21 protein-coding genes are annotated in these 24,528 nt (G+C 69.5%); 8 read left to right on the top strand and 13 right to left on the bottom strand.

Annotation, left to right across the window (positions count from 1 at the left end):
* Positions 1–8 precede the first annotated feature (8 nt).
* Entirely contained in the window at positions 9–2,708 is a 2,700-nt protein-coding gene (locus HDA39_RS11290; RefSeq protein ID WP_184795173.1) for an ATP-binding protein, read from the bottom strand.
* 66 nt (positions 2,709–2,774) lie between these two features.
* Here HDA39_RS11290 and HDA39_RS11285 point away from each other — a divergent pair, with 66 nt between their 5' ends.
* Positions 2,775–3,230, top strand: coding sequence for a pyridoxamine 5'-phosphate oxidase family protein (locus tag HDA39_RS11285; RefSeq protein ID WP_184795172.1), 456 nt, complete (start codon positions 2,775–2,777; stop codon positions 3,228–3,230).
* Here HDA39_RS11285 and HDA39_RS11280 read toward each other — a convergent pair.
* Complete coding sequence (locus HDA39_RS11280; RefSeq protein ID WP_184795171.1) at positions 3,214–4,083, bottom strand: NAD(P)H-binding protein; 870 nt, start codon at positions 4,081–4,083, stop codon at positions 3,214–3,216. The genes HDA39_RS11285 and HDA39_RS11280 overlap by 17 nt on opposite strands.
* Positions 4,084–4,173: 90 nt before the next feature.
* Here HDA39_RS11280 and HDA39_RS11275 point away from each other — a divergent pair, with 90 nt between their 5' ends.
* Positions 4,174–4,992 (top strand): LysR family transcriptional regulator, encoded by an 819-nt coding sequence (locus HDA39_RS11275; RefSeq protein WP_184795170.1) that lies wholly within the window; start codon positions 4,174–4,176, stop codon positions 4,990–4,992.
* Positions 4,989–5,837, top strand: a complete 849-nt coding sequence (locus HDA39_RS11270) for an aldo/keto reductase (protein ID WP_184795169.1) — start codon at positions 4,989–4,991, stop codon at positions 5,835–5,837. The genes HDA39_RS11275 and HDA39_RS11270 overlap by 4 nt, the downstream gene beginning before the upstream one ends.
* A gap of 13 nt (positions 5,838–5,850) precedes the next feature.
* Here HDA39_RS11270 and HDA39_RS11265 read toward each other — a convergent pair whose 3' ends face one another.
* A complete protein-coding gene (locus HDA39_RS11265) occupies positions 5,851–6,300 on the bottom strand; it encodes a winged helix-turn-helix transcriptional regulator (protein WP_184795168.1) in 450 nt (149 codons plus the stop codon).
* Between the two features lie 130 nt (positions 6,301–6,430).
* Here HDA39_RS11265 and HDA39_RS11260 point away from each other — a divergent pair, with 130 nt between their 5' ends.
* Positions 6,431–7,330: a nitrilase family protein gene (locus HDA39_RS11260; protein ID WP_184795167.1), complete on the top strand. Its 900-nt coding sequence runs from the start codon at positions 6,431–6,433 to the stop codon at positions 7,328–7,330.
* On the opposite strand, the gene HDA39_RS11255 is transcribed toward HDA39_RS11260, so the two are convergent.
* The 7 genes from HDA39_RS11255 to HDA39_RS11225 form a co-directional block, all read right to left on the bottom strand.
* Positions 7,300–8,385 carry a LacI family DNA-binding transcriptional regulator gene (locus tag HDA39_RS11255; protein ID WP_184795166.1) on the bottom strand — a complete coding sequence of 362 codons (1,086 nt, stop codon included), beginning with the start codon at positions 8,383–8,385 and terminating at the stop codon, positions 7,300–7,302. The genes HDA39_RS11260 and HDA39_RS11255 overlap by 31 nt on opposite strands.
* Before the next feature lie 9 nt (positions 8,386–8,394).
* Positions 8,395–10,371, bottom strand: coding sequence for a DUF2264 domain-containing protein (locus HDA39_RS11250; RefSeq protein ID WP_202892952.1), 1,977 nt, complete (start codon positions 10,369–10,371; stop codon positions 8,395–8,397).
* Positions 10,368–11,249 (bottom strand): carbohydrate ABC transporter permease, encoded by an 882-nt coding sequence (locus tag HDA39_RS11245; protein WP_337925710.1) that lies wholly within the window; start codon positions 11,247–11,249, stop codon positions 10,368–10,370. Before HDA39_RS11245 ends, HDA39_RS11250 begins: the two co-directional genes overlap by 4 nt.
* The gene (locus HDA39_RS11240) at positions 11,246–12,187 is read right to left on the bottom strand and encodes a carbohydrate ABC transporter permease (protein WP_184795165.1); all 942 of its coding nucleotides are present in this window, start codon (positions 12,185–12,187) and stop codon (positions 11,246–11,248) included. The genes HDA39_RS11245 and HDA39_RS11240 overlap by 4 nt, the downstream gene beginning before the upstream one ends.
* The gene (locus HDA39_RS11235) at positions 12,184–13,476 is read right to left on the bottom strand and encodes an extracellular solute-binding protein (RefSeq protein ID WP_184795164.1); all 1,293 of its coding nucleotides are present in this window, start codon (positions 13,474–13,476) and stop codon (positions 12,184–12,186) included. The genes HDA39_RS11240 and HDA39_RS11235 overlap by 4 nt, the downstream gene beginning before the upstream one ends.
* Before the next feature lie 117 nt (positions 13,477–13,593).
* Complete coding sequence (locus HDA39_RS11230; protein ID WP_184795163.1) at positions 13,594–14,556, bottom strand: hydroxyacid dehydrogenase; 963 nt, start codon at positions 14,554–14,556, stop codon at positions 13,594–13,596.
* Between the two features lie 102 nt (positions 14,557–14,658).
* Entirely contained in the window at positions 14,659–15,393 is a 735-nt protein-coding gene (locus HDA39_RS11225) for a FadR/GntR family transcriptional regulator (RefSeq protein ID WP_184795162.1), read from the bottom strand.
* Positions 15,394–15,549: 156 nt separating this feature from the next.
* On the opposite strand from HDA39_RS11225, the gene HDA39_RS11220 reads away from it, so the two are divergent.
* Complete coding sequence (locus HDA39_RS11220; RefSeq protein ID WP_184795161.1) at positions 15,550–17,235, top strand: type 2 periplasmic-binding domain-containing protein; 1,686 nt, start codon at positions 15,550–15,552, stop codon at positions 17,233–17,235.
* A complete protein-coding gene (locus tag HDA39_RS11215) occupies positions 17,232–18,677 on the top strand; it encodes an alpha-L-fucosidase (RefSeq protein ID WP_184795160.1) in 1,446 nt (481 codons plus the stop codon). The genes HDA39_RS11220 and HDA39_RS11215 overlap by 4 nt, the downstream gene beginning before the upstream one ends.
* Positions 18,678–18,681: 4 nt before the next feature.
* Here HDA39_RS11215 and HDA39_RS44100 read toward each other — a convergent pair whose 3' ends face one another.
* A complete protein-coding gene (locus HDA39_RS44100) occupies positions 18,682–19,407 on the bottom strand; it encodes a helix-turn-helix domain-containing protein (RefSeq protein WP_184795159.1) in 726 nt (241 codons plus the stop codon).
* Between the two features lie 132 nt (positions 19,408–19,539).
* Between HDA39_RS44100 and HDA39_RS11205 the strand changes: the two genes are divergently transcribed.
* The gene (locus tag HDA39_RS11205) at positions 19,540–19,692 is read left to right on the top strand and encodes a hypothetical protein (RefSeq protein WP_184795158.1); all 153 of its coding nucleotides are present in this window, start codon (positions 19,540–19,542) and stop codon (positions 19,690–19,692) included.
* A 19-nt stretch (positions 19,693–19,711) separates the two neighbouring features.
* Here the strand turns inward: HDA39_RS11205 and HDA39_RS11200 are convergent, their stop codons facing one another.
* Positions 19,712–21,823, bottom strand: a complete 2,112-nt coding sequence (locus HDA39_RS11200; protein WP_184795157.1) for a hypothetical protein — start codon at positions 21,821–21,823, stop codon at positions 19,712–19,714.
* Between the two features lie 172 nt (positions 21,824–21,995).
* On the opposite strand from HDA39_RS11200, the gene HDA39_RS11195 reads away from it, so the two are divergent.
* Entirely contained in the window at positions 21,996–22,196 is a 201-nt protein-coding gene (locus HDA39_RS11195) for a three-helix bundle dimerization domain-containing protein (protein WP_184795156.1), read from the top strand.
* Between the two features lie 276 nt (positions 22,197–22,472).
* Here the strand turns inward: HDA39_RS11195 and ligA are convergent, their stop codons facing one another.
* Positions 22,473–24,467 (bottom strand): NAD-dependent DNA ligase LigA, encoded by a 1,995-nt coding sequence (gene ligA, locus HDA39_RS11190; RefSeq protein ID WP_184795155.1) that lies wholly within the window; start codon positions 24,465–24,467, stop codon positions 22,473–22,475.
* Between the last annotated feature and the right edge of the window lie 61 nt (positions 24,468–24,528).

Genomic DNA, 24,528 nt, shown 5'->3' with positions numbered 1-24,528 from the left:
TGGCCGGACTACTGAGATGCCTTCAAGGCCGCGAGCTCCGCGGCGCCCTCGTCCGCACGAAAAGGGATCAGCTGCAACGTGACCGCGCGTTCGAAGCGCGCACCGAGCCGCTCCCACTGTGCCACCGACTCGGCCAGCAGCTCCAAGTCACCCGTACGACGGGCAGCCGCGCGCGCCAGGCACGCCGCCGCCCAATCGTTCTCGGCCGCGGCCGGTCCCGCCTCCGCGAGCCGTTCGGCTGCGTCGGGCAGCCCGGCGACCACCGCCAACTCCGCCCCGGCCGCGTGGGCGTACGGCAGCCACCACTTCTGCGGAAACGCGGCTAGCGCGGCGGCGACCAACCGCGGCGCGTCGTCGTACCGGCCGGTGTGCACGGCGACACGCGCGTCGGCGAACGCCGCGGGCGCCGCCAGCGCGAGGGAATCGGCTGCATCCTCGACGCGCGCCACGCGGAGGGCGCGCGACCGCCACTCCTCGAACTGTGGACCGTCACCGCGTACGCCGTACACCATCGCCACGACCGAGACCGCCGACGACGGCCAGTCACCGCGGAGCGAAGTCAGCTCCGACACCGCTCCGGAGGACAACCAGCCCTCCCACAGCACGTCGGCCTGCGCCAACGCCCTGTCGAAGTCCCCGGACAAACCGTGGAGCCGGATCAACCTGGGCGCGATGATGGCGGGATGGATGCCGACCGAGTCCTGCCGCGAAGCCTGCTCGGCGATCGCGGCGGCGGCCGGCAGATCCCCGGCCGCGAGCGCGGAGGTCGACGCCACATGGAAGAGGTCGATCAGCTCAGCCACGACCGCGGGATCGGAGCGGGAAGCGGTGACAGCCAGCCGGAGTCGTTCGTCGGACAGCCGATGGGCCTGACGCAACTGTCCGGCATTGGCCAAGGCGGTGCCGAGCGCGTCCAACGCACCCAGCACGAGGGCGTCGTCGCCGGTCCGGCGAGCTGCTGCGACCGCGGCGCGCGACAGATCGAGATCCGGGTCGAGTGGTGTTTGGCCCGACACCCAGGCCCGAGCCATCGCCAGTACGGCGGCCGACCGCGGATCCGCCGGGTCGGCCAGGGCGGATGCCTCCGCCAGCAGCTCGACCAGGCGCTCGTGCGACACCACGTCGGTGAACGACATCGAGAACCGGGTCACGGCGACCACCGCCGCCGCGAGCGGTACGGCCCGTGCCGTCTCGGAGCCGGCCGCGTCGGCTGCTTGCAGCAACAGCCTGAAGCCGGTCTCCCCGTCAGCGGTCGCGAGCGCGACGGAGGCGGCCGTGGCAAGGTCCTCGGCGGCGCTCGCCGGATCGAGGTCCGCAGCGGCGCAGTAGAGATCACGAGCGGCGACCACGTGTCCGCGCCAGAAGCTGAGCCGGGCCAGCGACTTGGCCAGCTGGTACGCCGTCGGCGCCTCGCGTAACCGCGGACCGACCTGCGCGAGCGCGTTCCGCAGGTCGTCGGCGACCGCGTCGAACTCGGCGGGTACGAGCTGCTCGATCCGGGCCTCCATCTGTACGGCGGTGTCGGCGGCCCACCGCACGTACCGCGGCCCGATGTCCTCACCACTCGCGGTCAGTTCGTGGACGGCGACCGCGCGGACCGTCTCCAGCAGCGACCATCGCGTCGTCGTACCGACCCTGCGGTGCACGACCAGGCTGCGGTCGGCCAGCCGGCCGACGAGATCGGCGACCGCTCCGACACCCAGCTCGGGACTGAGCGCAGCGACGGCCTCCAGGTCGAACCCGCCGACGAACATCCCCAACCGCCGGAACAGCAGCCGCTCCTCGTCGTCCAGCAGTTCGAGGCTCCAGCCGATCACGTCCTGCAGCGAATGATGCCGCTGATCCGGCCCGCGTCCACCGGAGATCAGCCGCAGCAAATCGTCCAGCGCAGCCTGGGCGCCGTCGACGCCCAGCGACGCCGCTCGGGCAGCCACCAGCTCGATCGCCAAAGGCATCCCGTCGAGTCCGGCGCACAACCGCGTGACCGCGGCCGGTTCGGTGACGAGATCAGGATCGGTCGCGCGAGCCCGGTCGACGAAGAGCCGCTCGGCCTCGGCACCGAGCGGCGGCAGCTGGACCAGGCGTTCGCCTGGAACAGCGAGCCGTTCCCGGCTGGTCGCCAGGATCGTCGCGCGCGGGCACGATCTGAGGATGCGCGCGACCAGCTCACCGACCTCGGCGCTGACCTGCTCGCAATTGTCCAGCACGAGCAGAGAGTGTTGCGTCCGCAGCTGATCGATCACCGCGTCAGCCGGCGTACCGGGCGGTCGTTCGACGACCCCGAGTGCCTGGGCGACGGCCTGGCCGACGCCACCCGCGCGTACCGGTACGAGGTCGACGAACACGGCGTCCCGATCCAGTCCTGCGGCGACCTCGACGGCGAGTCGGGTCTTGCCCATCCCGCCGGCGCCGACCAGGTTCACCAGCCGCGAGCCGTCGAGCGCCCCGACCACCGCGGCCCGCTCGGACTCACGCCCGATGAACGACGTCGGGAACACCGGCAGTCCGGCACCGGCCCGTTCCTCGGCGAGCGCGGCGAGCGTCCGGCGATCGGGCACACCCGCCTTGCGCAGCAGGGACGCGACGTGGCTCTCCACGGTGCGCACCGACAGGTGCAACCGGGCCGCGATCTGCGCGTTCGACTGGTGACCGCGGATCGCGGACAGTACCTCGCCCTCGCGCGCCGAGATCGACTCCCGCCAGTCCATTCCGGCACTCTAATGTCCGTGGTGGCCACGGATGCACCCACTCGGCCGCCGGAGGACGCTGATCGCATGACTCCACAGGACACAGCTCGCCGGATCATCGGGGCCAACAACTACCTGACCCTCGCCACCGCCGACCGCGACGGGCAGCCCTGGGCGTCGCCGGTCTGCTACACGCCCGACGGCGGCATCGACTTCTACTGGGTGTCCCACCCCGACAGCCGCCACTCCCGCAACCTCGCCGAGCGGCCCGAGGTCGGCATCGTCATCTTCGACTCCCAGGTGCCGCTGTTCGGCGCGGAGGCCGTCTACCTGACGGCGTACGCCGAACAGGTCGGCGCGCCGGACCTCGCCCGCTGCGCGGAGATCTACAGCAGCCGGTTCCCCGAGCTGTCGACGTTCGATGCCGCCCGGCTCCAGGCGCCCGAGGCCCTTCGTCTGTACTGCGCCCATGCCCTCGAAGCGTCCGTACTGATCAACGACGGCGGCCCCGACGTTCGCCTGCCGCTCACCGTCCCGGTGTGAAGGCCGCGCCGAACCATTCGCGGAGGCTCGTCGGCAGCAACCTCAACTCCGCGCTGTCGTAGATCGCCTGCTCGTTCTGCGCCTTCGCCATCAAGCTCAGCCCCTCGGCCCACGCCGCACTGACGCCGTAGCCGGTCAGCGCCTCCTCGTACTCCGCATCACCAATCGACCGGAAGCCGACCCGCCGGCCCAGAACCTCCGACATCACCTGCGCCATCTCGTCGAGCGTCAGGTGATCGGGCCCGGCCACCGGGACGTCGCTCTGGCCGGTCCACGATTCGTCGAGCAGCAGATCCGCCGCGACCGCGGCGAGGTCGGCGGTCGCGCAGGTCCGCAGCCGGCGATCGCCGTCCATCGGCAGGGACAGCACGCCCTGCCTGATCGAGTCGGCCTGGTTGAGGAAGTTCTCCAGGAAGTACGGCGCGCAGATGGTGCGCTGGGCCACGCCGGTCGTACCGATCAGCTCGTCCGCGGCGAGCGCGGCCGACAGCAGGCCGGCGTTCTCGGCGACACCGCGGCCCAGGGTGGAAACGCCGACCAGCCGCCGTACGCCGTACTGCTGGATCGCCTTGGCCGCCTCGCGGGCGAAGTCGAGGTAGTACTCGTCGACGTCGGTCGCTTGTGGGTTGGGCGGAACGAGCCAGAACACACTGGTCGCGCCGGCGAACGCCTTCGCCAGGACCTCGGGATCGTCGTGCGATCCCTGGACGACGTCGACGCGTTCACGAACACCCGAGGGCAGCCGGTCCGGATCGCGAACGATCACGCGAAGCCGGTCGCGGAGCGGGCTGTTCAGCAGGTGGTCGAGGACGACGCGACCGATCTGGCCGGTGGGCGTGGTGACGGTGATCATGGGAACGATCCTGCGCGGCGGATCGACCGAACTGAAGGTCCGTCCCGGACCCGGTTGTTACCCTCAGGGCAACACCGCAAGGAGGCCGCCGTGGAGTCCCGGGCACTGCGCTACTTCGTTGCCGTCGGCGAGGAACTCAACTTCGCCCGCGCGGCCGAGCGGCTCGGCATCTCGCCGCCACCCCTGTCCCGCGCGATTCGCAAGCTGGAGGACGAGCTCGCGGTCACGCTGTTCGAGCGGACCACGCGCGCCGTCGTACTGACCGACGCCGGAGTGGTCCTGCTCGACGAAGCGCGCGGTGCGCTGTCGGCGCTGGATGCCGCTGGTCGCCGGGCGCAACGTGCGGCCGAGTCGAAGCTGGTCCTCGCGGTGAAGGCCGACAGCGACGCGGGGATGCTGGAGGTTCTCCTGGCCAACTACGCGGACGATCCGGCCGCGACGCCGGTCGTCGTGCAGTTCTGTGGGTGGGGTGAGCAGGCGCAGCTTCTGCGGGACGGGTACGCCGATGCGGCGTTGATCCCCGAACCGTTCGACCGCACCGGCCTGGACGCCGAGACCATCGCCACCGAACGCCGCGTCGTCGCGCTCGCCGCCCATCACCCACTCGCTGCCCGGACCGAGATCGAGCTGGCCGACCTCGGCTTGTCGCCCGAGCCGTTGGAGCTGCAGGGACAGCTCGACGAACTGGTCGCGCAGTACGGCGTACGAGACCTCCCGCAACTGCTGCAGCAGGTCGAACTGGGCGACCTCGTCACCCTCCTACCCGAGTCAGTGGTCAGCCGCTACCCACGCGATGGCGTGGCCTACCGCGTGGTCCCGGACTCCCCACCCGCCAAGCTGTCCATCGCCTGGCCGCAACTCTCCCGCTCGACCGCCACCGCCGCCCTCGTCCGCGCGGCTTCGCGGTGAGTGGGTCCGGGGAGCCGCTCGGCCCTCATCCGTCGGAGTCGCTCGTCGGCAGGGTCGTGCTCGGGGTTGCGGGCTTCTCGTTCGATCCGCGCGACCGCGCCGCCGACCTGGCCACGCTTCGCGCGGGCCTTGCCGCGGGCGCCGGCATCTTGGACACCGCCCGGGCGTACGCGCGCGTCGATGATCCGCTGTACGGCGAGCAGTTGGCCGCCGACGCGGCCCGTGGCACCGGAGCCATTGTCGGTACGAAGGGCGGCCACTCCCGGACCGGCCCGAGTACGTGGGATGCCGACCTCAGCGCACCCAGGATCCGTGCCGACGTGGAGACGAGTCTGCGCGTGTTCGGCAGGCTCGACCTCTACTACCTGCACCGGGTCGACCTTGCCGAACAGCACGTCGAGGAAGGCGTCGCGGCCCTTGCGGCCCTGCGTGACGAGGGCAAGGTCGCCCGCATCGGCGTTTCGAACGTCACCGTCGCCGACCTCGAGCGCGCGGTGGCCGTCAGCCGCATCGACGCCGTGCAGAACCACCACACCGCGATGGGACGGGAGTCCGCCGACGTCCTCGCCTGGTGCGAGGCCCACGACGTCCCGTTCTTCGCCTACTCACCCCTCCGCAGCCCGGCCCCCGCCCCGCACCTGACAGCCCAGGCCGAGCAGCGTGGACTGTCCCTGCAACGCCTGCAGCTGAAGGCCCTCTTGCAATCGTCCCCGGTCCTGTCCGTCGTCTCGGGCGCCACCAGACCCCGAACGGTCCTGGACTCCCTCGCCGCGGAAAGCGATCCGTGGGACGAAGATCTCGCGTTCGCCTACGCCGCCGACCTGGCGCCGATCGGGACTGCGTAAGCCCACGTGTGGCCTACTCCCCGACCTTCCGGACGACGGCCTCCTCGGAGCCGAGGGCCCGGCCGGAGTGGTCGGTGACCCGGAGCTTGCGCAGTGGCTTGTTCGCCTTCGTGTCGAGCAGGACCGAGTGAGGTTCGGTGCGGTCGAACAGGTGCTCCTCGCCCCACTGCCGCAGGCTCACGAGGATGACGAACAGGTCGCGTCCCTTCGGGGTCAGCGCGTACTCGTGGTAGGCGCTGCCGTCCGCGCCCGGCAGGATCTCGAGGATGTCGTGCGCCACGAGTTCGCGCAGCCGTGAGGACAGGATGTTCTTGGCCAGGCCGAGGTTGCGCTGGAACTCGCTGAACCGCCGGATGCCGTCGAAGGCGTCGCGGACGATGAGCAGCGACCAGCGGTCACCGATGACGTCGACCGCCCGGGCGACCGGGCACTCCGCGCCCTCGTGCGTCACGCGCTGCGGCATTCGCGTCCCCTCCGGCTGACGGTGCCGCGGCGCACCGCGGCTAAGTGGTTGCAAGTATAAACCACCTGTTCTAGGCTCTCGCTCTATCGGTTTCAAGTTGAAACCAGTTTTGGTGAGGCGAGGAGACGTCATGGAGTCACCGGTGGACCAACGGGTGAGCCCGGTCCGGGTCGCGGTCGTGCAGTTCGAGCCACGGGTCGGGGTCGAGAACCTCGAGGCCAACGCGCTGGCGGTGGAGCAGCGGCTGACGGCGGCCGCGGACGCGGGAGCAGGGCTGATCGTTCTCCCCGAGCTGGCGACCACCGGCTACGTGTTCGAGACCCGGGAGGAGGCCTACGCCCACGCCGAGTCCGTGCCGGACGGGCCGACCGTGGAGTCGTTCGCGCGGATCGCCGCGGCCCGGAACGTCTACATCGTCGGCTGCGTGGCCGAGCTCGACGGCGTGACGCTGTACGACACCGCCGTACTGGTCGGCCCCGACGGCTACATCGGCCGGTACCGCAAGACGCACCTGTGGAACACCGAGAAGCTGTGGTTCACCCCCGGCAACGAGGGGTTCCCGGTGTTCGACACCAAGCTCGGCCGGATCGGTCTGCTGGTCTGCTGGGACATCTGGTTCCCCGAGACCGCGCGGATCGTGGCGCAACTGGGCGCGGACATCATCTGCATCCCCACCGGCTGGGTGTGGACCCCACCACCCCTGTACGACGCGAGCGGCGTCTGCATGGCGGCGTACCTGACGATGACCGCGGCGCACGCCAACAACGTCTTCATCGCCACCGCGGACCGGATCGGCCAGGAGCGCGGCGCCGGCTTCATGGGCAACTCGCTGATCGCCGGCACCAACGGCTGGCCGATCGGCCGCATCGCCGGCCCGGACGAGGACACCATCGTGTACGCCGACCTCGACCTGACGGCCGCCCGCACGGCCCCGATCTGGAACCAGCTCAACGACCTGCACCGCGACCGCCGGACCGACCTGTACGACCAACTGCTCGGCTACACCGGCCGCGCCCCGCTGCCGAGGTGACGAAAGGGCTTCACGGACGTCCGGATGACGATGTGCGTGCCGAGGAGCTGGCGTTCGCGGCCCGAGCCGGGGGCCGGGCGTTCTACCGCCAGCCGTACTGCGGCTTTGCCCATCTCTTCGTGGGGCATGTAGACCGTGGTGAGCGGTGGAGACAGCTCCTGGGCGACCGGGATGTTGTCGTAGCCGACCAAGGAGATGTCGTCGGGGACGCTCAGCCCCTGCTCCTTCAGCGCCGCCAACGCTCCCGAAGCCATGACGTCGTTGTGGGCGAAGATCGCGGTGAACTGCAGCTTCTCGCCGAGCACCCGCTGACAGCTTTGGTACGCGCCGCTGCGATCGGCTGAGCTGGCGATGACGAGAGCGGGATCGACGTCGACGCCGAAGTCGGCCAGGGCCTGTTGATAGCCGTGGACACGGCCGATCGTTGTCGTCGAGCGCTCCGGCCCGGTCAGCGTGAGGATCTGCCGGTGCCCCATCGACAACAGATGACTCGTCGCGGCGTACGCACCCCCGCGGTTGTCGTACTCGACCACCAGCGCCGGTACGCCGGCCGGCAGCGGCGGCCGCCCGCACAGCACCAGCTGCGATCCCCGCGCGTGCAGGGCGTGGGCATGAGCCGCCATCCGCTGCTCGTACTCGTCGGTGACCTCGACGCCACCGACGACGATCACCGCCTCGACGTCGTCCTGCTCCTCGAGCCGCGCGAACACCTCGTCCTCGCGCCGCGTGTCCCCGCCGGTGATGTAGACCGAGCTGAGTCGCCCGTAGTCGCCGGCGGCCTCGGCCATGCCGGTCGCCACCAGGCTGCGCAGTGGTGAGATGACGTCCGAGACCACCATCGCGATCAAGGATGTCGCCGGGGTGCGTTTCGGCGCGCGCGTGGTGACGACGTAGTTGAGCTCCTCGACCGCCCGCAGCACCTTCAGCCGCGTCGGTTCGGCGACCGGGTAGTCGCTGGTCAGCGCCCGGGACGCGGTCGCGACCGAGACCTGCGCGTGCCGGGCCACATCGCGCAGCGTCGGTCCGCTCCGCCGCGCCCCCTCGATCTCAGCCATCCGTACTTCTTACCTGATCCCGGCAAAAATTGCGTCGAGGTCGAAGGCCTGTTCCCGATCCGGCCAGCGAACCGTGACCACCGGGCCGTCGACCGACGCCTCCACCGCGGCCTCGACCGGCACAGCGCTGAGGGACGCGGCCGCGACGTACACGGTGTCCTCCGCCGAGGTCGTCGCGAGCAGCTCGGACACAACAGCCCATTCGCCGTACGCCGTCCCGTACGGCGCCGGCGTCGCACCGGCCGATTCCCAGCCGTGCAGCCCGGTCACCGCCGAGCGAAGTCCGCCGACCTCGACGCCAACAGTCAAACCGCTCTGCGAGACCGCGAACTCACCAGGATGCGAACCAGCGACCGCCCAGCCACCCAGCCGCACGGGCAACGCAGGCGGCACCCAGATCAGCCGATGGATCCGCACCTCCAGCGCACCGTGCACCGCCGTCAGACTCTCGATCCGCGCCGACGGCAGCACCGGCCCGCCGTCCGCGGAGTCGCTGCCCTCCCACGGCGAGAACTGCGGGAACCGCGGCGCGTGCCAGGACGCCGCCCAGTTGTCGCCGGTCGCGACGCGATGGATCCGCCGGCGCGCGCTCCACACCCGCCGGATCCGCACCTGCAGCTCGTTGTCGGCCGGATCGTGCAGCGAGGTCGGTCCGGTCCGCGTCGAGTAACCGAGCCGCGAGTACAGCGGATCCGGCGCACCCGCGTCGGCGGCGTCCGGCTTCAGGTGATCGCTGCCGTGGTTGTGCACCCGTACGAGCCCGTCGGCAGCCGTCGTCTGGATCAGCAGCCCGACACCCAGCGACCGAACGTGGTCCTCGGAGTCGGCCGGCAGCGCTTCCTCGGTCGCCGTCCAGACCGGGTGGTCCGCCGGCAGCATCAGGGCAAGGAATCCCTTCGATGCCCAGTACGGCGAACCAGGGCCCGAGTACCGCTGCAGGCTCGGCAGGTGCTCGCCGTGCCAGCCGAGCGACAGTACGCCGTGCTCGGTGATCGAGCCGCGCTCGACGAAGTAGCGCAGCCCCGCCGAGAGGATCCGTCGCGACTGGCCCGGGGTCAGCGGGGTCCGACCCACCGCCTCGCCGAGCGCAACCGCCGCGAGGGTCGCGGTCCGGTACGTCATGCTGCGGCCGTAGTACAGGGGAGAGCCGTCGCGGTCGAAGGTCCGGCCGAAGCTGTCCAGGAACTCGTCGAGCCGCGGGCCGAGCTTGTCCGCCAAGGACGTCAGGCCCCGCAGGTGTGCGTGCAGCACCGGGTAGAGGTGCATCGCCCAGCCGACGTAGTGGTCGTACGCCTCACCGGCGCCGTCGGAGTACCAGCCCTCGCCGCGGTACCAAACCTCGATCAGACCGAGCGCCCGGTCGAGCACGTACCGGGTCTGGTCGTCGGCCCGGCCGACGCCTTCGAGGAAGCTCGCGATCGTCGCGGGGAACAGGTACCAGTTGTTCGGCGACGGTTCCTTCTCGATCGTCGCCCGGAACCACGCCGCCAGCCGGTCCTGCTCGTCCGGCTTGAGCCGGCCCCACGTGTCGTCCTTGGTCAGGTGCAGGCTGAGCGCGATCCCGGCCGCCTCGACGTGCGGTTGCCCGGTCCGGCCGACGTGCCCGACCTCGGGCCAGGACTCGTTGTCATCGGCACCGACCGTACGGGTCCCGGCGACCAGGCCGTCGACGTACCTCTGCAGGTGGTTGTTGCGGTCGGCGCCCCCGGCGTGCAGGAACGCGGCCAGCAGGAACGTCCGGGCGAAACCCTCCAGCCCGTCGGTCGCCGGGCCCTGCTGGGACGGGCGGCCGGGGAAGTTGATCCGGGCACCTTCTGGCGACCGGTACGCGTCGGCCGACGTCAGCAGGTGATCGGCGACCGCGATCCAGTGCTCGCGGGTGACGCCGGTGTAGGGGCTCAGCGCCCGGTCCTCCGGCGGGAGGAGTGCGGCCAGCGGGCCGGTGACGTCCAGCGGAGCGAGCTTCATCGAGTGCCTCTCTGTCATCCCTTGATCCCTGACGTTGCCATCCCGGCGATGAAGTAGCGCTGACCGAAGATGAACAGCAGGATCATCGGCAGCGTAGCGAGCGCGGACATCGCCATCAGGAAAGGCCACTGCACGCTGCCCTGTCCCTGCGCGAAGGTCGCCAGGCCGAACTGCAGCGGCCGCAGGTTCTCCGAGCTGGTCGCCACAAGCGGCCAGATGAACCCGTTCCACGCCGACTCCACGTTGAACAGCGCGATCGTGACGAACGCGGGCGCGGCCAGCGGCGCCATGATCCGGAAGAAGATCCCGATCTCGGACACGCCGTCCACCCGGGCCGCGTCGGCCAGCTCGGCCGGCAGCGAGACGAAGAACTGCCGGGCCAGGAAGGTGAACAGCGGTGCCGACACGAACGGCACGATCAGCGCGGCCCAGGTGTTCAGCCAGCCGGTACCGCCGTTGCCGAGGATGTCGTTGCCCCCGGCCAGCGGAATCCGCCGGACGACGAGGAACAGCGGAACGATCAGCACCTGGAACGGCACGATCAGCAGCAGGATGAAGTAGTTCAGGATGCCCTTGCGGCCGCGGATCGGCAGCTGCGCGAGCGCGTAGCCGGCCGCCGTACAGAACAGCAGGACCGGGATGGTCTGACCGACCACGACGATCACGCTGTTGCGGAAGTACGTCGCGAACGGCGCGGCCTTCAGCGCGTTCACGTAGTTCATCCACTCCACCTGGTTCGGCAGCCAGGCGAAGCCGTTCACCTCGTTCAGCGTCTTGAACGACGTGAGGATCATCCACAGGAACGGCACCACCATCAGGAAGCCGCCGAGCGCGAGGACCACCATCAGAACGGTTCTGCCCGGGGTCAGCCGGGGCGTTTCGGCGAAGCTGCTCACAGGTCCTCCCGGTGGCCGCGCAGGCTGAGGCGGCCGAGGCTGATCAGGATGCCCACGAAGACCAGCATCACGACGGTCTCGGCCGAGGCGTACCCGAGGTGCAGCCGCTCGAAGGCGTTGCTGAAGATGTCGAAGGTGAGCACGTTGGTCGCGTTGGCAGGGCCGCCGCCGGTGGTCACGTAGATCAGGTCGAACACCTGGAACGAGCTGGCGATCGAGGTGACCAGGACGAAGAAGTGCACCGGTGCGAGGCCCGGCCAGGTGACGTTCCAGAAGGTCTGCCACTTCGAGGCGCCGTCGAGTTTGGCGGCCTCGAGCAGGTCAGGGGAGATGCTCTGCAGGGCGGCCAGGTAGATGATCATCTTCGCGCCGAGGCCCTGCCAGATCCCGACCAGCATCAGCGCCGGCAGCGCGACGTCCGGATCGGTCAGCCAGCCGGAGCGGGCGACGCCGAAGAACGCGAGCACCTGGTTGCCCAGCCCGGCGGCCGGGTTGTAGATCCACAGCCAGACCGCGGCGACGGCGACCGTCGAGGTGACCACCGGGATGTAGAACAGCGTCCGGAACAAGGCGCGGCCGGGGATCTTCTGGTTCAGCCCGATCGCGACGGCCAGCGAGACGGCCATCGCGACCGGGACCACGGCGACCGTGTAGAGCAGCGTGTTCTTGAGCGCGTGCAGGAAGTCGGCGTCCTGGAAGAGATCGAGGTAGTTCTTGACCCCGATCCACTCGCCCTGGCCGGCGACCCGCGCGTTGGTGAAGCTCAGGTAGACCGCCATCACGCCGGGGAGCGCGATGAAGAGGATCGAGTGGACCAGCGACGGCGCGAGCAGCAGCCAGCCGGCCCGGGCCTTGGCCCGCTCGACCCCGTTGCGGCGGCGCCGGACCGGTCGCGGCTCAGCGGCGACGACCGGCCGGTCGATGGTCTGGGTACTCATTTGCGGGCCACACCGTCCAGCTCCTTGAGCACGTCCTGCGGCGACTTACGGCCGAGGATGACCTCGTCGAGCGACGGGCCGAACTTGCTGCGGAAGTCGAGGAACGTCGCGCCGCCGTACTCGAAGACGGCCTTGTCCAGGTTCTTCCAGGCGAACGAGCCGGCTGGGTTGGCCTTGACGAACGCGCTGTCCCCGGCGGTGCTGCTGATCGGGACGCCGACGTCGAGCTTGGAGATCGCCTCCTGCGACTTCTGGTCCTGCATCGCCTTGACGAACGCCAGCGCGGCCTGCGGGTACTTGGTGCCCTCGCCGACGGCGGCGACCCGGCCACCGACGTACATGACCTCCTTGCTGTCCTTCAGGTTGAAGTAGACGAGGTCCTTGCACTTGTCACCGATACCCTCGCCGCCCTTGCCGCAGTCGACGTACGGGCTGGCGAAGCCCATCGCGGCCTCGCCGCTGGTGACGAGCGCGGTCTTGGCGCTGTTCTGGTAGCCGTACGTCGAGGACTTGTCGACGCCGACCATGTCGTGGATCAGCTGCAGCGCCTCGGTCCCGGCCGGGCTGTCGAAGCTCGGCTGCCCGTCCTCGGCGAACATCTGACCGCCCTTGGCGCCCATGAAGGCGACGAACTGCTGGCGGTAGTTGCCGGCCGGTGCCCAGAAGTCGAAACCGGTCCGGGTGATCTGGCCCTTGGCGTCGCGCTTGGTCAGCTTCTTCGCGTCCTCACGCAGCTCGGTCAGCGACTGCGGCGGCTTGGCCGGGTCGAGCCCGGCCTCGGTGAACGCGCTCTTGCTGTAGGCCAGCAGCCGCGGGTTGGCGACCACCGGTACGGCGTACAGGTCGTTGTCGAACTTCATCGGCGGGACGAAGGCCGGGTAGACCGTCTTCTCCAGCTCCTCGGTGCTGACGCCGAGCTTGGTCAGCGACTGGATCGCGCCGAGGTCGGCCAGCGGCTGGACCCAGCCGATGCCGGCGCTGACCACGTCGTAGTTGCTGCCGGCCGAGAGCGCGGTGGAGATCTTCTGGTTCAGGTTGTCGTACGGGACGAAGTCGGGCTCGACCTTCATCTGCGGGTAGGTCTTGTGGAAGATGTCGACGATCCCCTGGAAGACCGCCTGGCCCTCGTTGTCGGCCGAGAAGTTCGGCACCACCACGCGCAGGGTGCCGGTCGCGGTCGCCGGGTCCTGCCCCTCGGCCTGGTCGCCGTCGCCTCCGGAGGAACAACCGGCCAGCACTGTCGTCAGCGCGACGGCCAGCGCGGCCGCGGCCTTGAGTCCTCGCTGCATGTCCTTCACCACTTCCTGTCGGCGGCCGCTCAAGGGGCCGGTAAACGCTTCCCGCCACAGTAGGCATTTCTAGTATCGTTTCGCAATACCAAGGTCGGTTCTCTGAAACCCGGGCGCTCAGGCCATCAGGTCGTACGTGTCCGCGCGGACCTCGTGGCGCAGCTCCAGACCGGCCAGGTAGCGGCGGATCTCGTCGACCACGATCGCGCCCTGGGCCCGGCGTGAGTGCCAGGTCTGGGCGCCGAGGTGGGGAGTGAGCAGCACGTTGGGCAGGCGCCACCACTCGGAGTCGGCCGGCAGCGGCTCGGTGTCGAAGACGTCGAGAGCCGCGCTGAGCCGGCCGCTGCGCAGCTCTTCGAGAAGCGCAGCGGTGTCGATCAACGCGGACCGCGCGGTGTTGATCAGGACGCCGCGGTCCGGAATCAGGGCGAGGTGCTTCGCGTCGAGCATCAGGCGGGTCTCGTCGGTCACCGGGGCGTGCAGGGCGACGACGGCCGACGTACTCAGGAGAAGCTCGAGCGGGACCAGCCGGGCGCCGAGCTCCTTGGCTTCGCGCTCGTCGAGGTAGGGGTCGTAGAGCAACGCCTGCGCGCCGGAAGCGACCACCAGCTTGAGATACGCCCGCCCGACGCGGCTCGCGCCGATCACGCCGACCGTCGTACCGGCCAGCGTCCGGCCGAGACCGAAGTCGGCGTTGTGCCAGGCGTGGTCGCGCAGGTTCGTGGTCATCACCCGGTCGACCTGGTCGAGGTTGCGCAGGCGGGAGATGGTCATGAAGAGCGCCAGTTCGGCGACCGATTGCGCCATGCCGGCCGAGGCCTGGCTGACGCGGGCGCCGCCGCCGAGCAGCTCCGGGGGGACCAGGTGCCGGATCGTGCCGGCGCTGTGGACGACCAGCTTCAACCGTGGGCCCGGATCGGCCGGCAGTGGTCGCGAGCCCCATCCGGTGACGAGGATGTCGGCGTCCAAGCGCTCGCCGCTTCGGTGCACCTGACCGAATCCCTCGAGCCGCGCCAGCTCCTCCGGGCCGAACAGTTCCCCTTCCAGCTCGGACGGCAGATCGACGTACAGGGCGACCATGGGACGTCCTTTCGCTGGGCAGTAACAGCTAGATTGTTTCTAGATGTGTTACTGCCCAGAGTAAGCAGACGTCTACGGCTGCTGCAAACGCTTGCCGGTGGGTCAGGGCGTCGGCGGCAGTTCGTCCGGGACGGGCGGCCGCTCGTGCAGGTAGTCCTCGACGGCGAACAGGTGCGCCGCCATCCGGGCTCGGGCCCGGTCCGGGTCGTGCAGGGCCAGGGCCGCGAGGATGGCGCGGTGCTCCGCGTGCGTCGCCTCGTCCGCACCCGTTTGGCTGATCGATCGCCACAGACGGTCGCGGAGTGTGCGTCCGCCCAGCGCGCCGATCAGTGCTTCCAGCACCGGGTTGCCGGAAGCCTCCGCGATCAGCCGGTGGAACGCGATGTCCGCCTCGATCACGGCCTCGTGGTCGAGACCGCCGGCAGCCAGGTGCTCCTCGGCCCGGTGCAGCACTTCGTCGGCCGCCGCGAGCGCTTCGTCGGTGATGTGGACGGCGGCCAGCGCCGCCGCCTCGGTCTCGAGCATCCGCCGTACGGCGTGCAGGTGGTGAGCGCCGCTGTGGTCCTGCAGGTCGACGACGAATCCCATCGGGGCCAGCAGCAACGACGAGTCCAGCGCCGTGACGTAGGTCCCGTCACCCTGCCTGGTCTCCAGAACGCCCATGATCGACAGCGCCCGGACCCCCTCGCGCAGGGGTCCGCGAGACACCCCGAGCGCCTCGCCGAGGTCCTTCTCGACGGGCAGCTTGTCGCCGGCCTTGAGCGTGCCGTCGATGATCAGCTTCTTGATCCCCTGCACGACGACATCGGTCTGGGAACCACCTGGCGCGAGTGTCATCCAGCCATCTTCTCGCGGTCCGTCCAACGAGTTCGGCCGACCGGCGGGCAGTTCTCGATAGATCATATGAATTGGGGTCTCAAGTCTAGATCGAGCGCCAACGGAGCGCTACGATCCTCAAAATTCATACGATGATTCAGTCGAAAAGAGGCTGACATGTCCGTATCCATCAAGAAACACCGCCTCGCGGTGACCAGCGGGCTGTGCCTGCTGTCGCTCGGCCTGGCCGCCTGCACGAGCGGCACGGGAACGCCGACCGGCCAGAGCGCGCCGCTGCCCACCATCACCGGCAACCCGGCCGTCACGATGAACGTCTTCGCGCCGCAGGGCCCGGACTTCGACCTGGCCAAGAACGCCTTCACGCAACAGGTCTCGAAGAAGTTCAACATCACCTTCCAGTGGCAGACCACGACGTACGACGCGGGACCGGCCAAGGAGAAGCGGCAGATCGCGCTGGCCAGCGGCGACTACCCGGACCTGTTCCTGCTGATCCCGTGGGTCGACCAGTTCACCCAGGCCGACCTGCTGAAGCTCGGCACCCAGGGCGTGGTCGTGCCACTGAACCAGCTGATCGACCAGTACGCGCCGAACATCAAGAAGGCGCTCGACGCCAACCCCGACTACAAGGCGATGGCCACCGCGCCCGACGGCAAGATCTACGGGATGCCGCAGTGGGTCGACTGCTACCACTGCTCGTACCAGGGCAAGCTGTGGATGAACTCGACCTGGCTGAAGAAGCTCGGCCTGGAGCAGCCGAAGACGACCGAGGACATGCGCAAGGTCCTGCAGGCGTTCAAGACCCAGGACCCGAACGGCAACGGCAAGGCCGACGAGGTCCCGCTCAGCGCCGATGTCCGTGACGTGCTGATCCCGTACTTCATGAACGCGTTCGTCTACGACCCGCAGGGCACCAGCGGCAACAACAACTCGGCGCTGGTCCTGCGCGACGGCAAGGTCGACCTGCAGGCGAATAAGGACGGCTGGCGCGAGGGCCTGACCTATCTGAACTCGCTGTACAAGGAAGACTTGATCGACAAGGGCGCGTTCACCCAGAACGCCGACGCGCTGCAGCAGCAGGGCGACAACGCCGGCACCGTCATCCTCGGGTCGTCGACCGTGCTGCACCCCGGCATCTTCGTGACGCTGGGGGCCGACGACAAACGAGACACCCAGTACGACGCCGTCGCCCCGCTGACCGGGCCGAACGGCGCGAACTTCTCGGCGTACAACTTCCCGAGCGTGCCGGGGGCAACATTCGTGCTGACCAACAAGGCCAGCGCGGAGGTGCAGATCCAGGCGATCAAGATGCTCGACTACCTCTTCACCACCGAGGGCGAGATCAACGGCCTGTTCGGCGTCGAGGGCAGGACCTGGGCCAAGCCGCAGCCTGGTGAGGTGGCGCTGGACAAGGCGATCAAGCCGCTCTACCGGCAGATCCCGCAGAAGGCCGGAGCGAAACCGCAGAACGCCGCGTGGCAGGCGATGGCCCAGTACAACAACACCGAACAGTTCCGCAACGCCGAGTCGATCAGCACCGACGTGTACGCCCAGGCCGGTTACGAGCGACGGTTGTTCGAGGCCACCAAGCTGTACGACGGCAAGGAGGACAAGGCGCAGGTGTACCCCTACTGGAAGGTCTGGATCGACCCGGCACAGAGCGCCGAGGTGGCCACGCTGCAGACCAACATCGAGAACTACGTGCAGCAGAACGCGCTGCAGTTCATCACCGGATCGAAGGACATCACCAAGGACTGGGACGCCTACGTCAAGGGGCTGGACGGGCTCGGGCTCAAGCGCTACCTGGAGATCCAGCAGACCGCCTACGAGAAGGTGCCCAAGTGAGCGAACCGTTCGAGCCGACGCTGGAATCGCTGCGGACCTTCGCGTGCCCGGACTGGTTCCGGGACGCGAAGTTCGGGATCTGGTCGCACTGGGGCGCGCAGTCGGTGCCCCGGGCCGGTGACTGGTACGCGCGCCGGATGTACTGCGAGGGCACGGAGCAGTACCGCTACCACCTGCGGACCTACGGGCACCCGTCGGAGTTCGGCTACAAGGACCTCGTGCGGCTGTGGAAGGCGGAGCGGTTCGATCCCGAGGCGCTGATGGACCAGTTCGCCGCGGCCGGGGCGAAGTACTTCGTGGCCCAGGCGATGCACCACGACAACTTCTTCAACTACGACTCGGCGATCCACCGGTGGAACTCGGTCCGGATGGGACCGGGCAAGGACATCGTCGGGCTGTGGAAGGCGGCCGCCGATCGTCATCGGCTGCCGTTCGGGATCGCCGAGCATCTCGGGGCGACGTACACGTGGTCGGCGGTCAACAAGGGCAGTGACGAGCACGGCCCGTACGCCGGGGTGCCGTACGACGGCAACGACCCGGCGTACGCCGACCTCTACACGACCAGTCGGCTGGAGGGCCGCGCGGAAGCGGTGAAGGTCGACCCCTGGTACGCCGCGGATCCTGCTTGGCATCGGCACTGGCTGGCGGTGATCAGCGAGGTCATCGATCGGTACCAGCCGGAGCTGCTGTACTCCGACGGCCCGCTGCCGTTCGGCGCGCAGAGCTACGAGGCGGGGCTGCAGGCGGTTGCGCGGCTCTACAACGCCAGCGCTGCGCGGCACGGCGGGGCGAACCAGGCCGTCTACAACCAGAAGGATCGCGACGCATCGATCTACCAGGTGGGTGTGCTCGACATCGAGCGGAGCCAGGAGCCGGACATCAAGGCTGATCCCTGGCAGACCGACACCTCGATCGGCGACTGGTTCTACGACGTGCGCGACGTGTACAAGACGTCCGCGCACGTGATCGAGCTGCTGATCGACATCGTGGCGAAGAACGGGAACCTGCTGCTCAACGTGCCGCAGCGTCCCGACGGGACGATCGACGTCGAGTGCAGCACGCTGCTCGAGGAGGTGGGGCGGTGGCTGGCAATGTGTGGTGAAGGGATCTACGGCACGCGGCCGTTCCGGGTGATGGGGGAGGGGCCGGCCGCCGTACGGATCGACGGTTTCACCGAGGAGGCCGTGCAGTGGACGAGTGCGGACTTCCGGTTCACGCGGAAGGGGTCGACGCTGTACGCGTTCCAGCTGCGGTGGCCGGAGGACGGGCGGGCGGTGATTCGCACGCTGACGCCGGCGGACAAGGTCAGGTCGGTGCGGCTGCTCGGGCACGGGGAGGTCGAGTTCGAGCAGGCGTACGGCGTACTGGTGGCTCGCCTTCCCGATCGTGCAGAGGCTGAGCCGGTGAGCTGTCTCGCGCTGGAGGTGCCGTCGTTGCGCTGAGCAACTACTTGGGGCCGTCCGAGGGCTGGGTGTGGAGGACCTCGCGGACCTGCTCGGCGGCGCGGAGGATGGTTTCGGCGATGAAGTCGCTGAAGCGGGCGATGTTCTCCAGACGGGTCGCGGCCTGGGTGCCGTGGCCGAGGACCGGCACGCCCTGGCGGGCGACCTCGGCGAGCTGGGCGGAGCCGTGCGCGCTGGCGATCGTCGACTGGTACCAGACGTCGTTGTCGGCGAAGTAGCGTTCGCGGCGGCGCTCGTCGCGTTCGCGGCGGATGAGGCCCTGCTCGTCGAGGAACGTGATCGCCTTGGAGATCGACGCGGGACTGACCTGGAGGTGCTGGACGAGCTCGGACGCGGTCAGGCTGCCGGCCTCGGCGATCAGCAGGGACGTCAGCACCCGCGCCGCGATCTTGGGCAGGCCCTGGGCGGTGAGGAGAGACGTGAAGGTTTCCTCGTACTGGCGCACGGCCTCGGGGTCGCCCTGGTGGCCGAGTGTCCGCGCACCCTGGGCGCGCGGCGTGGTCTGCTTGGGCCGGTGCGCGCGGCGTTCGGTCGCGCGGTGGGCGGCGTCGGCGCGGTAGCCGGTCGGGCCGCCGTTGCGCATCACCTCGCGGGTGATGGTCGAGGTCGGCCGGTCGAGGCGGCGGGCGATCTCGGCGTACGCGAGGTCGTCAGCCAGCCCCAGCGCGATCTGCTGGCGCTCCTTCTGACTGAGCCGGCCACCGGTCACTTGTGTCTCCTCTGTCCCGTCGAGCCTCGCCAGCGTAGCGTTTCCTGTTGGAGAAACGCCACGCGGTGAAGTGGCTGTTAGAGAACTGTGAGGACGGGGGATTCGCGGCCTTTCGGTCGGTAGGGTTCCCGGATGCTCATCGCGAACCTGGTCTGGGCCGTCGGCCTCATCGGCGTCCTGCTCGGCCTGGTCGCGACCCTGCGCTACCGCCTGGTCGCCGGCACCTTCCTGATCGTCTTCGGCTTCGCGATCGGTATCACCGGCGTCGAGGTCGTCGCCGGCTGACGCACCTGGAACCGACTGGTCAGAAGTCGATCGTGAGCTGGGTGCCGGCTGGTGTGCCCGGGTGGTGCAGCCAGAGGACGCCGGCCTCGGCGTCGTACCGGGTGGTGGTGAGGGTGGCGCCGTCGGCCTGGATGGTTGTCGGGGCGCTGGCGAGGCGGAGGGCCGTGACGACTTGGACTCCGCGCGGGGCCTCGCAGGCGAAGCGGATCCCGGTCTCGGTTTGCTGCCAGTCGATGACGCGGCCGGCTGAGGCCAAGAGCGGTTCGCTGTCGTAAGTGAGGTCGCGGAGCCAGGTCAGGTCGCCCGGGCCGAGTTCGCGGTGGTGGACGATGCCGAGGTGCGGGTCCAGCAGATCGAGGTAGTTGCCTTCGATCACTTGGGTGCCGCCGGACTCCTCGAGAACGGCGCCGATCAGGTACGGGCCGCGCTGGACCGACAACCAGTTGCTGGGCTTCCAGCGGTGGCCGGCGGCTTCGGCCAGCTCGCGGAGGGCGGCGACGAGCTCGGCAGCGCGCTCTGGAGACGCGGTGAAGTCGGCCGGTCGCGTCGGGAGGAAACGGACGCCGCCCCGGCCGATCGCCTGTACGCCGTCGTGGGCGCGGTCGGCGCTTAAGGCCTCGGCCAGGTGGTCGGCGCAGGTCGCGTAGCGGCCGGTCCACCAGGAGCGGATCTCGTGGTACGGGTCGGCGTCGTCGCCGACGTACAGCAGGCTGCCGCCGCGGGCGACCCAGCCGGCCAGCGCGTAATGGATGCCGGGGGCAAGGGGTTTCTGGAACTCGTAGCTCAGGACGAGGACGTCGACGGCGTCCAGCGCGCCGGGAGTGTCGAGCACGTTCTCGAGCTGGACCGGGACGACCTGCTGGCCGTCGTACAGGGGTGGTAGGGCCAGGCCGTAGAAGTCGGAGAAGTGGAGCTGCTCGCGGCCTTCGAGGGCCAGGGCATCCTGGAGGCCGTCGTAGTGACCGCTCTCGCCACCTGGGGACCAGCGCTGGAACATCGCGGTGTCCGACAGCGCGATCCCGATCCGCGGACCGTCCGCGGACCGGCGGACGTCGGGCTGGTCGAGGTCGCGCAGGCTGTTCATCGCGATCAGGTAGCTGGTCGCCGTCTCCGGCGGGATCGGCTGCCGTCCGGTCGATCCCTCGCGCGGGTAGGGCCGGTTGAAGATCCGGTTCGGCCACGGGGCGACCTCGTACCGCGAGACGCCCGGGTGCAGCAGCGACGCGATGAGCGTGCGCCGGTAGTTGGCGAGGTAGTCCTCCCAGGTGCGGTCCGGGTGGTCCTCGATCGGGTCGTGCAGGAACCACATCCGGCGGTCGGTACCGCGGGTCAGGTCCTGGGCGATGCCGTACTCCAGGTACGCCGTCTCGAACGTGCGCTCGGCGACCTTGCCGGCGTACACGTTCGGCGTGCGGGCGGTGCCGGTCCACACCTGCGCGATGGCGCCGTCGATCGAGGGCAGCGTGCGCAGGCGGGACTCGGGGCTGACGATCTGCCACTGGGTGTAGTTCAGCAGGCTGTGGGTCGGCACGTAGAAGCGGACTTGGCGGCCCTGCTGGAGCGCCTCGTCGCGCAGGACCGAGGTGACGCGATCGAGGCTGCGCGACAGCAGGTGCTGCTTGAGCTGCCCCGACCGGAAGTGCGCCTCGGCGGTGCTGTGCGGCGCTTGCCACGGCTCACCGAAGTACGCCTGCCACTCCCGCTTGAACGACTCCGAGTAGCCGGCGCGGGCCCAGAACTCCGGCTCCTCCAGATGGATGCCTTCGACCCCGAACTCGAGGATCGGGCGGAGCTTCTGCACCAGGTACTCGGTGAAGCCGAAGGTCGGGACCATGTACGGGATGTCGGTGCTGTGCCCGTGCAGGATCGGCGACCCGTCGCCCGCCGTCTGCGTGTCGGCCCAGTGGTCGGAGCCGTCCCACCGGCCGTCGAGGTAGTCCTGGTAGTTGCCCCAGGAGATCCCGGTCATCAGCTGCACCCGGTACCCGGCGTCGCGCCAGCGGGCGATCCGTTGCGCGGTCGAGTCGTTGAGCCCGTAGACCATCACGAAGTCCGTGCGCAGGTCGATCGTCTCGTCGTACGGCGCCTGCTCCTGGAACCCCGTGGCCTCGCGGCCCTTGCTATCGGTCATCCGCCGCTCCCGTTCGGTCGCTTCCCGTCAACCCTCTCCGGTCCGGTCCGCGGATTCCAGGGGAACGTCCGGAATCGGACAGCCGGCAGCCGAGGTGGACAGCAGGTGAACAAATCCGGCCGTGGCGATGATCCGGTTGTGTCGTGCGGTGGCCTGGGGGATGGTTTTCACCATGGACAGGTCAGAGGAAACCCGCGCCATCAACGAGGTCGTCGACCGGCTGGCGAAGCAGTTCCCCAGTGTCCCGAGCGAGAACGTCGCCGAGGTCGTCCACCAGGTCCAGCCGGAGTTCGACGAGGCACCGATCAGGGACTTCGTCCCGCTGTTCGTCGAGCGCGGCGCCAAGCAACGCCTCCGCCAGACGTCGAGCTAGTCCAAGACCCTGCCGCCGTTTCCGCGGCGCTGCGCGCTGGTGGAGTGGAGTGAGGCGCCGGTCGCCCCGGAGCGCCACGCTTCGCGGGCGCGACGGAGGGACCGCGCCGATGTCAGAACGTGATGCCCGCCGTACGGTCGGTCCGGTGCCTGCGGCACGTTCGCCCCGCAGCGCCACGCTTCGCGTGCGACCGGCGGGTCACCATATCCCCACCAGTAAACGCCTGGGAGGTCGGCCGTTGCGCGGATCAGTCGGAGGCTGAGGCAGCGCCTGCCGTCAGAGCGTGATGCCCGCGGCGAACAGCTGGGGCCAGATCTCGGACTGGTCGGCGACCTGTACGCCGAGCTTCTCGGCCTTGGTGAGTTTGGCGGCGCCGACGTCGGCGCCGGTGATCAGCAGGTCGGTGGTGGCCGAGACCGACGAGGCGATGGTCGCGCCCGCTGTTTCGCAGAGGCGCTGGAAGGCCGGCCGTGGGACCTTCTCGCCGGAGCGAGGGTCGCTGATCGAACCGGTGACGACGACGGTCTTGCCGGCCAGGGGAGCGCCCGCGGCGACGACCGGTGGCAGGTCCTCGTCGAGTACGTCGAGGGAGACGCCGGCCGCGCGCAGCCGTTGCAGCTCGGGCTGCAGGCGCGTCAGGTGCTCGATGAGCGACGCGGCGACCTTCGGGCCGATGTCGTCGACGGCGACCAGACCGTCCTCGCCGGCTTCGAGGACCTCCTCCAGCGAGCCGAAGCCCGCGCGGCACAGGCGGGCCGCCGTACCTTCGGAGGCCATCGGGATCGCCAGTCCGATCATGGCGCGGCGCAGGCCGACCTGACGGCTGGTGTCGATCGACTCGATCATCCGCGCGGCCGAGACCTCGCCGATGCGGTCGAACTCGAGCAGCCCTTCCTTGGTCAGCCGGTAGAAGTCCGACGGGTGCTCCAGGATCCCCGCCTCGGCCAGCCGCTCGATCCACACCCCGCCGATCGCGTCGATGTCGGCCGCGGCGCGCGAGGCCCAGTGGATCAGGCGCCGTACGGTCTGGGCCGGGCAGGAGACGTTCGTGCAGAACAGCTCGCGGCTGTTGCCCTGCTCGGTCAGCGGCTGCTCGCACGACGGGCACACGGTCGGCGGCACGATGTCCTGCTCCGCGCCCGTGCGCTTCGAGGCGTCCAGGACGCCGGCCACGAACGGGATCACGTCACCGGCGCGCCGGACCAGGACGGTGTCACCGATCTTGATGCCGCGGGCCCGGATCACCTCCTGGTTGGCCAGCGTCGCGCGGGTGACCGTCGTACCGCCGACGAAGACCGGCTCGAGCCAGGCGACCGGGGCGATCTTGCCGGTTTTGCCGACGTCCCAGACCACGTCGGCCAGCACGGTGGTCTTCTCCTCGGCGGCGAACTTGAACGCCAGCGCGCCGCGCGGCGAGCTCGACCGCGTCCCGGCGGCGGCGAACGCGTCGCGGTCGGCCAGGCGCAGTACGGCGCCGTCGAGGTCGTAGTCCAGGTCGTTGCGCTGCTCCTCGATGGTGGTGATCACCGCCTGCGCCGCGGCCGCGTCGTCGCAGTGCCGCATGTCGGCGGCGGTGAAGCCGAGGGTCCGCAGTGCGCGATCCAGGTCGGAGTCGGTGCTGTCGGGATCGGTGAGCAGGTCGAAGGCGAGGAACTGCAACCGCCGCTCGGAGACCGTCGCCGGGTCCTTGGCGCGCAGCGTTCCGGCGGCGGCGTTGCGCGGGTTGATCAGCGGCTTGTCGGGATGGTTCGCGTTGTACGCGGCGAAGGTCGAGCGCAGCATCACGGCCTCACCGCGAACCTCGACGCGACCCGGTGCATCGACAGACGTCGGTACGCCGTCGGCGAGCGCGCGCACGAGGGGAGTCACGTCGTCACCGGTCGTCCCGTCGCCGCGGGTGATCGCGCGAACCAGCCGGCCGTCCTCGTACACCAGAGCCAGCGACAGCCCGTCCAGCTTCGGCATCACGACCACCGAGCGACCGGGGAACCGGTTGAAGAAGGCCTCGACCTGCTCGGGGCGGGTCGCCTTATCCAGCGACAGCATCGGGCGCGAGTGCCGGACCGGGGCGTGCAGGATCGTCGGCGCACCGACCTGGTCGAGCGGGTTCGGATCCGGGGCCAGTGACGGGTTGGCTGCGATGAGTGTGCGCAGCTCGTCCTCGATCGCGTCGTACTCGGCGTCGGCCACCGAGGGCGAGCCTCGGTAGTAGGCGTCGCGCAGCTGCACGATCTGGTCAGCGAGCTCTTGGATGCGTTCCCCAACGTTCACGACGAGGACGCTACCCAAAGGTGGGGACAAAGGCTCTTTATTGCGGCTGGACGGAAGGGGC

Source organism: Kribbella italica, from assembly GCF_014205135.1.
GTDB classification, from domain to species: Bacteria; Actinomycetota; Actinomycetes; order Propionibacteriales; family Kribbellaceae; genus Kribbella; species Kribbella italica.
The sequence above is the reverse complement of the archived record's forward strand: the minus strand, read 5'-3'. Positions and strand labels throughout refer to the sequence as shown.